Annotated in this window: 12 protein-coding genes; all 12 read left to right on the top strand. The window is 43.6% G+C overall.

Going from position 1 to position 12608, the window contains the following annotated elements; genetic code table 11:
- The first annotated feature begins 131 nt into the window (after positions 1–131).
- The 12 genes from OH456_RS03415 to OH456_RS03470 all read left to right on the top strand — a co-directional run bounded on the left by OH456_RS03415 (position 132) and on the right by OH456_RS03470 (position 12499).
- Positions 132–2204 carry an ATP-dependent helicase gene (locus OH456_RS03415; protein WP_270032795.1) on the top strand — a complete coding sequence of 691 codons (2073 nt, stop codon included), beginning with the start codon at positions 132–134 and terminating at the stop codon, positions 2202–2204.
- A gap of 3 nt (positions 2205–2207) precedes the next feature.
- Positions 2208–3110, top strand: a complete 903-nt coding sequence (locus OH456_RS03420; protein ID WP_198559094.1) for an AraC family transcriptional regulator — start codon at positions 2208–2210, stop codon at positions 3108–3110.
- Positions 3111–3247: 137 nt separating this feature from the next.
- Entirely contained in the window at positions 3248–4420 is a 1173-nt protein-coding gene (locus OH456_RS03425; protein WP_270032796.1) for a MerR family transcriptional regulator, read from the top strand.
- A 260-nt stretch (positions 4421–4680) separates the two neighbouring features.
- Positions 4681–4890 (top strand): hypothetical protein, encoded by a 210-nt coding sequence (locus OH456_RS03430; RefSeq protein ID WP_198559092.1) that lies wholly within the window; start codon positions 4681–4683, stop codon positions 4888–4890.
- A gap of 196 nt (positions 4891–5086) precedes the next feature.
- Entirely contained in the window at positions 5087–7258 is a 2172-nt protein-coding gene (gene katG / locus OH456_RS03435; RefSeq protein ID WP_270032797.1) for a catalase/peroxidase HPI, read from the top strand.
- A gap of 210 nt (positions 7259–7468) precedes the next feature.
- On the top strand, positions 7469–7855 hold the full coding sequence (gloA, locus tag OH456_RS03440) for a lactoylglutathione lyase (protein ID WP_006069411.1): 387 nt from the start codon (positions 7469–7471) through the stop codon (positions 7853–7855).
- Positions 7856–7865: 10 nt separating this feature from the next.
- Positions 7866–8963, top strand: a complete 1098-nt coding sequence (locus OH456_RS03445) for an alkene reductase (RefSeq protein ID WP_006069412.1) — start codon at positions 7866–7868, stop codon at positions 8961–8963.
- A 133-nt stretch (positions 8964–9096) separates the two neighbouring features.
- A complete protein-coding gene (locus tag OH456_RS03450) occupies positions 9097–9372 on the top strand; it encodes a nitrogenase-stabilizing/protective protein NifW (RefSeq protein WP_031493892.1) in 276 nt (91 codons plus the stop codon).
- 179 nt (positions 9373–9551) lie between these two features.
- Entirely contained in the window at positions 9552–10364 is an 813-nt protein-coding gene (locus OH456_RS03455; RefSeq protein WP_270032798.1) for a hypothetical protein, read from the top strand.
- A 59-nt stretch (positions 10365–10423) separates the two neighbouring features.
- Positions 10424–11587, top strand: a complete 1164-nt coding sequence (locus tag OH456_RS03460; RefSeq protein ID WP_270032799.1) for a BamA/TamA family outer membrane protein — start codon at positions 10424–10426, stop codon at positions 11585–11587.
- A 53-nt stretch (positions 11588–11640) separates the two neighbouring features.
- Positions 11641–11970, top strand: a complete 330-nt coding sequence (locus OH456_RS03465; protein ID WP_270032800.1) for an HPF/RaiA family ribosome-associated protein — start codon at positions 11641–11643, stop codon at positions 11968–11970.
- On the top strand, positions 11963–12499 hold the full coding sequence (locus OH456_RS03470; RefSeq protein ID WP_270032801.1) for a hypothetical protein: 537 nt from the start codon (positions 11963–11965) through the stop codon (positions 12497–12499). Before OH456_RS03465 ends, OH456_RS03470 begins: the two co-directional genes overlap by 8 nt.
- The last annotated feature ends 109 nt before the right edge of the window (positions 12500–12608 follow it).

Here is a 12608-nt window from a genome sequence, read left to right on the forward strand (position 1 = left end):
TTATTCAACTGGACGAACTCACCATTTGTCCAGTTGAGTACCACACAGATCGCATACTTACACTTTTACTGTATATAAAAACAGTATTCATGCTAATCTTATACTGTCCAAGATAGTTAGATGAGCACACCATGGCACAACCCATCACTCTTAATCACCAACAACAGCTCGCCGTCGATTTTGGTATGCCAAAATCAGGCAATACGAGTAATCACTCCCCGCTACTTATTATTGCTGGCGCGGGAACGGGCAAGACCAATACCTTAGCTCACAAAACGGCTCAGCTATTAGTTCAAGGTGTACCGCCAGAGAAAATCTTGTTGGTGACGTTTGCTCGCAGGGCGTCTGCTGAGCTGGCTTCTCGCGCGAATCGAATTGCAGAGCAGCAGCTTAATGAGCAGCGTAAACAATATCACCCAGTCAAGCTTGATTGGATGGGGACTTTTCATTCTATCGCCGCAAGATTGTTGCGTGAACATGTTGCCCTTATCGGCCTCGAAAGTGATTTCACCATTATGGATAGAAATGACGCAGTGGATATGTTGGATGTGCTGCGGTTTGAGCTTGGCTTTACCAATACCGATAGACGTTTTCCAAAAAAGAAAACCTGTTTAGAAATATATTCTCGTTGCGTGAATAGCCAAACTGCTGTCGAAGAGGTTGTCGCGCAGTATTTCCCACATTGTGCAGAGTGGAGCTCTGAACTCAAGACATTGTTTGCTCAGTATGCAGAGCAGAAAGCGGAACAATTCTGTTTAGATTACGATGATTTGTTACTTTACTGCTTCCATATGGCTCAAGTGCCAGAGATAGCAAATAAAGTGCGAGCTCAATTCGATTACATATTGGTCGATGAATACCAAGATACCAACTTACTTCAGGCAGGCATGCTCAAAGCCTTCTTTCCTGATGGAAGAGGGTTAACCGTAGTCGGTGATGATGCGCAATCCATCTACGGCTTCCGAGCGGCGAGTGTCGACAACATTCTGGAATTTCCACAACAGTTTTCTCCGCCTGCAAAAGTCATTATGCTCACAACCAACTATCGCTCACATCAAGGTATTTTGGATTTATCCAATCAACTACTTAATGAAGGACAAGAAGGTTATAAAGTTGAGCTACATTCGGAGCGAAAACAAGGGCCTAAACCTCAACTTGTCACGGTGGAAGATGACGCTAAGCAAGCGGAATATATCGTTGAATCTATTCTAAGAGCGAGGGAAGAGGGCATTGAGCTGAAACGACAAGCTGTGCTATTTCGCTCTAGCTATCATAGCGACAGATTGGAACTTGAGTTAACGCGCCGTGATCTTCCTTATGTTAAACATGGTGGCCTGAAGTTTCTTGAAGCCGCTCATGTTAAAGATCTTCTTTCTATTCTTCGCTGGGCTGATAATCCAAAACACACCATATCTGCTTTTCGAGTGTTGAAATTGCTTGCTGGTATTGGACCTAAAACCGCTAACAATATCATCGAGCATTTAAAGGCGCATCAATATCAGTTCAGTGCGCTGTCTGATTGTAAAGTCCCGATGTCGGCAAGAGTGGAGTTTAAAACGTTAGTCGAATCTCTACTCACGATAAACAGTAACGCTGTACCGTGGGCAGAACAATTGAGCCTTCTTGCAACTCTCTATAGCCCATTATTAGAACTGAATTACGATGACCATTTTGTTCGTTGGGGTGATGTCGAGCAGCTTGTAATGATTTCCGGTCAATACAGTACGCGTGAACGGTTCTTGACTGAGTTGACTCTTGACCCACCGCAGTCGACTGGTGATTTAGCAAGCAACCCTAAAATCGATGATGACTTTTTAATTCTCTCCACGGTACACAGTGCGAAAGGGCAAGAGTGGCAAAATGTTTATGTTCTCAATGTCGCTGATGGCAACTTCCCTAATGAATATGCAGTGGGCGACAAACGAGCGTTAGAAGAAGAAAGACGCTTACTGTATGTAGCCATGACGCGTGCTAAGCAAGAACTGCATCTCATGCAGCCGATGAAATATTGGGTACCGGAGCAACAGAGTTGGGGTGATAAGCATGTGTATGGAGGCAAGAGCCGTTTTATGACGGACTCGTTGTGTGAACACTTAAACCGAGTGCACTATCCGAAAATAGCACCGGATGCTCAGGATAAAAAAATCGCTGCGAAAGCGATTACCGATATCCGTAAAACCGTACTTGGAATGTGGAAGGACTAGGCGATGAAGACTGACTACCACAAACGACTACGACCGGTAATTCGTTATCTAGAAAGTCACTATGACAATCCTACAAATTTGGTACAGGTAGCAGAGAAAGCACATTTGTCACCGTACCATTTCCATCGAATATTCAAAGCAGTGGTAGGAGAGACGCTGAACGACTTTATTCGTCGATTGAGACTAGAACAAGCCGCTAACGAGCTGTTCTATAACAAACCAGACATCACCACGGTGGCATTAGATAGTGGCTTCGCGAGCTCTCAAAGCTTGGCAAAAGCCTTTAAAAAGTACTTTGGAATCACGCCAACGGACATTCGCAATTGCCGTGATATGGAGGAGTACGGCTGCTTGATGCGAAACAGCAAGATTGGACACAAGCTTCGCAATAATGGACACGAGAATGGCGAAGCCGACCTCTATACTGAAGCCGAATCAAAAACATGGAGCACAATGATGGATATTAAAACTTTTGAATCTGGTCAATTAGCTTACGTGCGAGTGACTGGCCCATACGGAGAAAACTATGAACCTGCAATCGATACACTTTACACATGGGCAGGCCCAAAAGGTCTAGCTGGGAACACCAGTATCTTCGTTTATCATGATAACCCAGAGATCACCCCAGCAGATAAATGCCGAACCGATATTTGTTTGTTGGTTGAGTCAACTGTAGACGTATCTAACGGTGTCGAGTTGATGTCATTTGATGGCGGTAAATACGCTTGTATTCGCAAAACGATTACTGAAAAGTCGCAATATGGACCTGCGTGGGAAGAGCTGATGGGGCAAGTTGTTGAACAGCAGCTTGATAGTGACGATAGGCCCTGTTTCGAACTTTACCATTCCTATAATCTGGAAACGAATACAGCAGATGTGAGTTTCTGTACTGCAATCAAAGCATAACGTCATTTGTAAAAAGGCACGGACAGCAGTATGAACAGTTCGTGTCTCCCGTCTTTTTTCTTCACTTTCCTCATTGACCTGTCTATAACTTTATAGTTTAAAGTGGTTAATCATCTAGACAGATAGAGGCATTGGATTTGTATCGAATCTCAGAGTTAGCAGTAATGGTCGGCTTGTCACGAACGGCTTTACTTTACTATGAAAAGCAAAAGCTGATTTCAGGTAGACGACTAGAAAACGGCTATCGTGTTTACAGCGATAAAGATGTACAGCGAGTCCGTTTGATTCAGAAGTTGCAGGCAGGTGGATTGACACTTAAAGAGTGTAAGGCCTGCTTAGAAGCTAAGGTGGATCGAGAGCTACTCAAGAACCGACTGCAAGTCCTACAACAAGAAATTGAGCAAAAACAGCAGTCGTTGCAATTACTCGCGGCGTTACTTGGGGAAGGTGACCTTAAAGCTTGGCATGGTGATTTGGACAAACTGGCTCCTGATGCTCACTTGGATTGGTTAATTAAGCAAGGGTTTAGCGAAAAAGACGCCTTGCACTTGAAATGGTTATCAAAAGATATGAACGAACACGACGAATACATGTCCGATTTTATGAAGGTTTTCCAGACATTAGAACGCTGGGGGCCAGGTAGTGAAGAGGACACAGCAAAGGCACTGAGTTTACTACCGACGACGCCACGAAATATCCTTGAAATTGGTTGTGGTAAAGGTCTAGCCACAAAAGTACTGGCAGAGCAAAGTAATGCAGTTATCACTGCTGTTGATAATGAGTCGACAGCGCTCGAACGTCTTTCTGAACGTTTTGCTGAGCAAGGATGGCAAGACAGGCTCAAGACAGTTACTGCGAGCATGACCGAGCTACCATTCGACAAACAGAGCTTTGAATTGATCTGGGCAGAAGGAAGCGCTTACATCATGGGAATCGAAAAGGCTCTAATGGATTGGAAACCTTTGTTGAAACAAGAAGGCTATCTGATGGTGAGCGACATGGTATGGAAAACGACATCACCGAGTGACGAATCGAAACAGTTTTGGAGCCATGAATACCCAGACATTCAACTTGTTGAGACACGGTTAGCGCAAATGAAAAAGGCAGGTTATGAAGTGATCGATAACTTCGCGCTGAGTCAATCTGGGTGGATGAACTATTATGGTCCATTGGGTGAACGAGTTGTTGAAATGACGTCCGAAATGTCCAATAGACCCGCATGGAAAGATATTCAACACGAAGTCCATATTTGTACTCAATATTCTGATGAGTTTGGCTACCATTTATTCCTTCTAAAAAAGAGTAATTAATCTTTATTAGCAATAAGCTAATAGCGTATTTTAGTTATCTTCACCACTCTCCCAATAATCTTGCATGTTTTGCTTTAAAACGTGCAAGATTCTTATCTGCCTTTTTATATTTCATTTTTAAAAAATCTACTTATATTGAATCTAACTTTAGTAGTTAACGCATCGATAGGTTTTCCCTATCCTAGAAATAGGATAAGCCCAATGGTGTAAACGGCTGGAGCGCACTATAGTTTGCTTAGTAACGGCAAAGGAGGTGTTTCATGAAAGCGAACCCTTATAGTGATATGGTTTTTAGCTCATTTGGAGTTAAGAGTGTTGTTCGGTCGGAGAACTACAACCAAGGCACGTTCGAGCATAACAATCGAAAAAGCGTTGGACGTTTAACTGACGACAACAACGAACGGAAGAGATTTGAAACGGAAGTCTATGGTCACTGGGATTATGATAGTGACTATATTATAGCGGTGTAACTCAAACCTCTACTAATAAATGGATGGTCACATTGTTTATATTTAGGTAGTTAATATTTGATTGAATTCGGTGTAATGAAATATTAATTACTAATAAATCCACAGTTGAAGCTGGGTAAATTCTTGGCTTCGCTTATTTAAAAATAGTGTGCTTGTCGTAATCGTTAAAAGTTATAAATAAAATCGGTGAAATATTATGAAGCAAGAAAATACAACTACTGGTAAATGTCCAGTTATGCATGGAGCAGTTACCTCTTCAGAAGGTTCTAATGTTGCATGGTGGCCCAACGCGCTTAACTTAGATATTTTGCATCAGCACGATGCTAAAACGAATCCTCTAGGACAAGCGTTTGATTATCGTGAAGCGGTAAAAACGCTGGATTTTGACGCATTGAAGCAAGACGTAACAGCATTAATGACCGATAGCCAAGAATGGTGGCCGGCTGACTGGGGCCATTACGGCGGTTTAATGATTCGCATGGCATGGCATTCAGCCGGTTCTTATCGAATTGGCGATGGCCGAGGTGGTGCGAGTACGGGTAACCAAAGATTTGCCCCCCTAAACTCTTGGCCAGATAACGCAAACTTAGATAAAGCACGTCGCCTTCTTTGGCCAATTAAGCAAAAGTATGGCAACAAAATTAGCTGGGCTGATCTTATCGTTTATGCGGGTAATATTGCTTACGAATCGATGGGCTTAAAAACCTACGGTTTCGCATTTGGTCGTGAAGATATCTGGTCGCCAGAGAAAGATATTTACTGGGGCGCTGAAAAAGAATGGCTTCAAGACAGTAAAGGTGAAAACAGTCGATATTCTGGTGATAGAGATTTAGAAAACCCATTAGCAGCGGTCATGATGGGTCTTATCTACGTGAACCCTGAAGGTGTTGATGGTCAACCAGATCCACTCAAAACCGCTCAGGATATGCGAGTTACTTTTGCTCGAATGGGAATGAATGACGAAGAAACCGTGGCGTTGACGGCTGGTGGTCACACAGTTGGTAAAGCACATGGTAACGGTAACGCTGCCGAGCTTGGTGAATCTCCAGAAGGAGCGGATATCTCCGAACAAGGTTTAGGTTGGAACAACCATCAGTCGCGTGGTATCGGCCGCAACACAGTCACCAGTGGTATTGAAGGCGCTTGGACTACACATCCAACTCAGTGGGATAACGGTTTCTTCGAGATGTTGTTATCACATGAGTGGCAATTGACTAAGAGCCCAGCAGGCGCATGGCAATGGGAACCTGTTGCGATTGATGAGGTAAACAAGCCGGTAGACGTAGAAGATGCAAGCATCCGATACAACCCTATGATGACTGATGCCGATATGGCACTAAAAGTGGACCCAGAATATCGTAAGATCTCTGAACGCTTTTACAATAATCCAGAGCAGTTCTCAGAGGTGTTCGCTCGCGCTTGGTTTAAGTTACTCCACCGTGATATGGGACCATCATCAGTTTACATTGGTCCAGAAGCGCCAACTGAAGCACTAATTTGGCAAGATCCTGTTCCTGCAGGTTCAACGGATTATGATATTGAAGACGTAAAAGAAAAAATCTTAGCGTCAGATTTAAGTGCAACGGAAATGATTACAACGGCTTGGGATAGTGCACGTACATATCGCCAGTCAGATAAACGTGGCGGGGCTAATGGGGCTCGAATCCGTCTAGAGCCACAGCGTACCTGGTTAGGAAATGAACCAGAGAAACTGAATAAGGTTTTGCCTGTTCTTGAGCGTATCGCTGTCGATACTGGCGCAAGTGTTGCTGATGTGATTGTGTTAGCGGGTAATGTGGGTGTAGAGCAAGCAGCAAAACTTGCTGGGTTCAATGTGAACGTACCCTTCGCTCCAGGTCGAGGTGACGCAACCATAGAGCAAACTGACGTCGAATCTTTTGAAGTTCTAGAACCTCTTGCAGATGGTTTCCGAAACTGGCAAAAACAGCATTATGCTGCAACACCGGAAGAGATGTTGTTAGACCGCGCTCAATTGATGGGGCTAACCGCACCAGAGATGACAGTTCTCATCGGTGGGATGCGTGTGTTAGGGACTAACTATAACGGCAGTGCCCACGGTGTCTTCACTGAGCGTGTTGGAGTGTTGAGCAACGACTTCTTCGTTAATCTTACAGACATGAACTATCAGTGGAAGCCAACAGGCCGAAACTCCTATGATATCGTGCATCGTTCTAATGGTGTCGTGAAATGGACTGCGACGCGTGCTGACCTTGTATTCGGTTCTAACTCGATACTAAGAGCGTATGCTGAGGTCTATGCGCAAGATGATAACAAAGAAAAGTTTGTTACCGACTTTGTTGCTGCGTGGACTAAGGTAATGAATGCTGACCGTTTTGATTTGAAATAACTAAGATAATGTGGCCTTGCTAATGTGCAAGGCCACTTTCTTTTCTCACTTTTTCTATCTCCTTAATCATTCCAAAAAATTATCAAAATTATAATATTAGATAATTTCACCTACTTTCCCATTTGCCTTACTCTAGCGTCAGTTGGAAATAACCATTTAACGTTGTTGGCTTGTTTTACTGCGCTGACAAGAGTTCTGCCGAGGGGTTACATGAAAGTTTTACACACCATGATTCGAGTCGTGGACTTAGAAAAGTCCATCAAGTTTTATTCTGAAGTGCTTGGCATGAAAATGTTGGATCGTTTCGAAAATGAAGAGTATCGCTATACGTTAGTCTTCGTAGGCTACGAAGGTCAAGATGCAGGTTCGACTATTGAGTTAACTTACAACTGGGATACAGACAACTATGACCAAGGCAACGCCTGGGGACATATTGCGATTGGTTGTGAGGACATTTATGCAGCGTGTGAGCGTATTGAGCAACTTGGTGGCAACATTACTCGCGCTCCTGGTCCTATGAAAGGTGGCGAAACGCACATCGCTTTTGTTAAAGATCCAGACGGCTATTCAATTGAGCTTATTCAAACGAGCAAATAGGGGTATCGCAATGACAGATTCAATGTTTCAACCAATTCAGCTTGGTTCATTAACACTAAAAAACCGCATCGTAATGCCACCTATGACTCGCTCTCGTGCGACTCAACCTGGTAACTCTGCTAACGATATGATGGCCGAATACTACGCACAGCGCGCGTCTGCTGGTTTAATCGTTGCCGAAGGCACACAAATTTCACCAATGGGACAAGGTTATGCTTGGACTCCTGGTATTTATTCAGACGAGCAAATCGCGGGTTGGAAAAAAGTCACTGATGCCGTACACGCAAAAGACGGAGCTATCTTTGCTCAGCTTTGGCACGTTGGTCGCGTCACACATCCAGACAATATTGGTGGCAAGCAGCCTATCTCATCTTCGGCTCTAAAAGCTGAAAACGTAAAAGTATTTGTGGATAATGGCTCGAACGAACCTGGCTTTGTTGATGTGGTCGAGCCTCGTGCGATGACAAAAGAAGATATTCAAGAAGTCGTTGGTCAATACCGTCAAGCAGCACTAAATGCGATCGAGGCTGGTTTTGATGGTATCGAATTGCATGGTGCAAACGGCTATTTAATCAACCAATTTATTGACTCTGAAGCAAACAACCGTGATGACGAATACGGTGGTCCAATCGAAAATCGTCTTCGCTTTTTAGATGAAGTCGTCGCAGCTGTCGTAGATGCGATTGGTGCCGACAAAGTAGGTGTTCGTCTTGCGCCATTTACTTCACTTAACGGCACAGTCGATAAAACGCCAATTGATACTTACACTGCTGCGGCTCGCGTATTGGAAAAACACCACGTAGTCTATATGCACATTGCAGAAGTCGATTGGGATGATGCCCCAGACACACCAGCGGAATTTAAAACCGCAGTAAGAGAAGCGTACCAAGGTACGATCATTTACGCTGGTCGCTACAACCAAGAGAAAGCCGAAAAAGCACTGTCTGACGGTATTACTGATATGGTAGGTTTTGGTCGTCCGTTTATCGCCAACCCTGACTTACCGAGTCGCCTAGAACACGGTTATCCGCTAGCAGAGCATAATCCAAATACTTTGTTTGGTGGTAACGAAGTGGGCCTATTAGATTACCCAGAGTACCACGCGTAATTGTTATTTGTTGTATTTAAGCCCAAAGCGCCGAGATGTGCTTTGGGCTTTTTTACTTTTGTGACAACCAAACGCAGCTTTAGTACAATCCTTTGCCTGTTCATTTGTATTAATTTTTGTAGACCTAGGACCGATGAGTTTCACTGACATTCAAAGCAAGCTTACCGAATTTACCTCTATCGAGCAGGTGTTCGAGTACTTTGAGGTTGAGTTTGACAGTAAATTTGTCGAAGAGTATCGCTTACCTTTATTAAAACGGTTCAATGGCTACTTGATTATGCAAAAGCCAGAAGACTGGTTTGCCGCAAGACGAGTCCTTCGCAATGCCTACTGCAAAGTTCAAAGGGGACGACTCGATCCACATACTCGTTCAGCTTGTCGTGGATGTACTTCCTGCATCAGACGATAATAATCATTTGTAATCCTTCCGAATGTTACAAAGCTAAAGCGCTGATAGTAAAGTGTTTTAGTTGATTTTAATATTGATTAAACCAGACTAAATCCACTATTAAACTCTCCTCCATCGATCATATATCGGCTAATCCTTAAGATTCTCATCAACAGTTAATCACTACGAGAATTTATCCGATGAAATCAAAAAACCTTCTTTCCACCCTTGTTATGACAACGCTAATGTCTGGCTTTGTTTCAAACGCGGTCGCTGCTAACGCAAGCGATGGTGTACAAGACATGTCTGACCCTTTAGCAGTGTACACACAAGCGGGAGCAGGGCTGACGGATAAAGGCTTAAACGTAAAAATCGGTCGAGCTTATGACACCGGGAATGACGACACGATGGCTATGAACGTATTGGAGATTAAAGGCTTTGCCGGTAGCTCATTAGGTTGGTCTGGTACTTCAGAACGCGATGATTCTGTCGACTCAGTTCGTTTCCGTAATTTCACCATTAACACGACAAACGGTCTTGGTCGACAAATTGATTTGAATTACAACGTCGAACAAGAAGCATTGAACACCTCTTATAGTTTTATCCAAGCGCTACCTAAATGGGGTGGGTTACAACTTTATCCATTAGCTGGTGTCGGCGTTCAGGTCAAAAACGGCAAGTTTACTGGTGATAAAGTTGAACAGGTATCTTCAGGCCAAGTGAACCCAGACGATCAATACATCGGATATACCTTACCTGGCGTCTATGCCGTTGTTGGTGGCTATAGCAAATATTCAATTACAGACAAGTTGTGGGTTAACTATAACCCGATGTGGGTCACGCCTTTAGCGGGCTCGCAAGCTTGGACGGATGCAGGTTCTGTTTTTACTAATGAGTTTGTAGTTTCTTACCAGTTCACTCCACGTTTTAACGTTCGTTACTTTGCTAACTGGACGCACGCTCAATCCTATTTCGATGGTGATCAACGTGTCGAGTTCAACTATCAGTTTTAGTCGAGTCGTTTTGAGAACGTCCACTAAGTAAGTTAAGAAGATTGTTTAAGTAGGCTCCAATGAAACTCGCTAATTCTTTATTTTTACTCTCACTAACGCTAATTGGTACTAGTGCTCAAGCTACATCTTTCACAGACCCAATTGATGGTCAGTTGGACATGGGAGACTACTTAGCGGAAAACGCGTATGGCTTCCTCCCTGTGCCCATTCTGATCACTGAACCTGCGGTGGGGTATGGCGGTGGAATGATGGGAGTATTCTTGCATGAATCTGATGCTCAAAAAAAGAAGCGTAAAGAATTAGCCCTAAAGTCACTTGATGGTGGAGCCAAGCTTCTTACTCCAGCGATTACCGTTGCAGGGGTGTTTGGTACTCAAAATGGTACGTGGGCGGGTTTTATCGGTCATAGGCATACCTGGAACAAAGACAGCATTCGCTATTTAGGCGGCGCCTTTTATGGTGACATTCATATGAATTTCTATGCTCCGTTTGCGAAAGATGACGCATCAGGTTTTGAAATGGGCATGAATGGATATGGTGTTATCCAGAAGTTGCAGTTTCGAGTTGGTAAATCACCCGTCTTAGTTGGTGTGAGTCAAAAGTTCGTTTCCCCAGAACTGAGTATTGTGGAGCCAAGCAAAGCGAATCAGGTGGCTAATCGGTGGTTGAATATGACGCCGACGGTATCAGGTCTGGGGGCGATTGCTGAATATGACACCAAAAACAACTTCTTATATCCAACGGAAGGTGGAGATTATAAAGCGGAATACATGGTATTCAGTGAGCACCTTGGTAGTGACTACGACTTTCAAACATTTGCCGCAGAAGGCACACAATATTTCCCCGTTAGTCAAAAATGGAATGTGGCATTGAAGGGTAAGTACAACACTTTATCGACGGATGAGAGGTTGCTGCCTCCTCCGGCGTACCCTGATATCGAGCTTAGAGGTATTGCTAGAAATCGATATCAAGGCACTTCAACAGCTTCAATCGAATCACAGGTCACTTATAGCTTCACAAACCGCTGGTCGAGTTCGGTATTTGCCGGGGTTGGTTCTGCTACCGATGCGACTAATGAGCTATTTAGTGACGGAAATCACTACGCCTACGGAGTGGGCTTTCGTTATTTGATCGCTCGTCGTTACGGCTTAAAAGTAGGAATAGATGTCGCGAAAAGTGAAGAAGACAATGCGCTCTATTTTCAAGTGGGTACCGGACTTTAGGATCCAAATAACACCGTAATTATTATTAAACCAAAGCTTAAAAGGTAAGTATCATGAACATTCATTTTAACACACAAAGCATTGTTTTATCGGAAAGCATGCGTTCACATTGTGTCACCAAAGCGGACCATTTATTCGCAGTGCACCCTCAGGCAACGGAGATTTTCGTCTCGATAATCCACCACCGCTCTTATGGGCAATATGATGTTGAGCTTAAAGTTCACGCTGAGCATCAATGGTGTTTCGTTAAACACTCTGGTGATGAGTTATACCATGTCGCGGCTGAAGCATTTTCTGCTATGACGCATAAACTTCAGAAACAAAAAACGAAAGCAAAAAGAGAGCTTAGAGATCATTCATTGGAGGTGGAGCACGATGAGTAGCCATAACTTAACCTATGACCTATTGGAGTGTGGTCGTTGTCGTCAACGTGTCATGCTTACCAGCAAAAGTCGCGGAGAGCTACAATGTTGTGGTTTCCCTATGCGCAATGTCACTTATGATCGACTTGGGCATTACTTGGATTTGTCACTAGCACAAAAATCATCATTGGCTCAATGCTTGAGTACCATCGAAAGTAAACTAGTGCAAAGTGATTCTTCCAATAAAGAACTGACTCATTTGAAAGAGCTAATTAACCGCCAACAGGCTGTAGCAGGCGAGTTCGCGCAACTATTAATGGGTATATCAGATGAGCCGACAAGTTTGTCGAAGTCTTTCATGAACGTCATTGATGACCTCTACCTTTCTTCGTTAAACCTTTATCCTAGCTTTTCTTTGGAAGCAAAAAGTGAAGCAAATATGGAATACGTGAGGCTTTTTGATGAGGCGACAGAGCTCGATAAGGAAACCATCGCGTTGTTAGAAGACACCTTGTATAGAGTAGAAAAAAGCCCTCAGTCCACACCATAATGCTGACTTCAAATAAACAGAAATCATTGACTCACCACGTGTAAAGACAGCTATAACTAATAGCTGTCTTTTTGTTTCCGCAATTAGTCATTCGTAATTTGATTTGAAT

The organism is Vibrio sp. La 4.2.2 (assembly GCF_027586995.1).
In the GTDB taxonomy this organism is placed as follows: Bacteria; Pseudomonadota; Gammaproteobacteria; order Enterobacterales; family Vibrionaceae; genus Vibrio; species Vibrio mediterranei.

Bases quoted from the DNA above. Each gene is read 5' to 3' on its own strand.
- OH456_RS03465 (WP_270032800.1), top strand. From the start codon at position 11,641: ATGAACATTCATTTTAACACACAAAGCATTGTTTTATCGGAAAGCATG.
- OH456_RS03430 (WP_198559092.1), top strand. From the start codon at position 4,681: ATGAAAGCGAACCCTTATAGTGATATGGTTTTTAGCTCATTTGGAGTT.
- OH456_RS03455 (WP_270032798.1), top strand. From the start codon at position 9,552: ATGAAATCAAAAAACCTTCTTTCCACCCTTGTTATGACAACGCTAATG.
- OH456_RS03470 (WP_270032801.1), top strand. From the start codon at position 11,963: ATGAGTAGCCATAACTTAACCTATGACCTATTGGAGTGTGGTCGTTGT.
- OH456_RS03450 (WP_031493892.1), top strand. From the start codon at position 9,097: ATGAGTTTCACTGACATTCAAAGCAAGCTTACCGAATTTACCTCTATC.
- gloA (WP_006069411.1), top strand. From the start codon at position 7,469: ATGAAAGTTTTACACACCATGATTCGAGTCGTGGACTTAGAAAAGTCC.
- OH456_RS03460 (WP_270032799.1), top strand. From the start codon at position 10,424: ATGAAACTCGCTAATTCTTTATTTTTACTCTCACTAACGCTAATTGGT.
- OH456_RS03420 (WP_198559094.1), top strand. From the start codon at position 2,208: ATGAAGACTGACTACCACAAACGACTACGACCGGTAATTCGTTATCTA.
- katG (WP_270032797.1), top strand. From the start codon at position 5,087: ATGAAGCAAGAAAATACAACTACTGGTAAATGTCCAGTTATGCATGGA.
- OH456_RS03445 (WP_006069412.1), top strand. From the start codon at position 7,866: ATGACAGATTCAATGTTTCAACCAATTCAGCTTGGTTCATTAACACTA.
- OH456_RS03415 (WP_270032795.1), top strand. From the start codon at position 132: ATGGCACAACCCATCACTCTTAATCACCAACAACAGCTCGCCGTCGAT.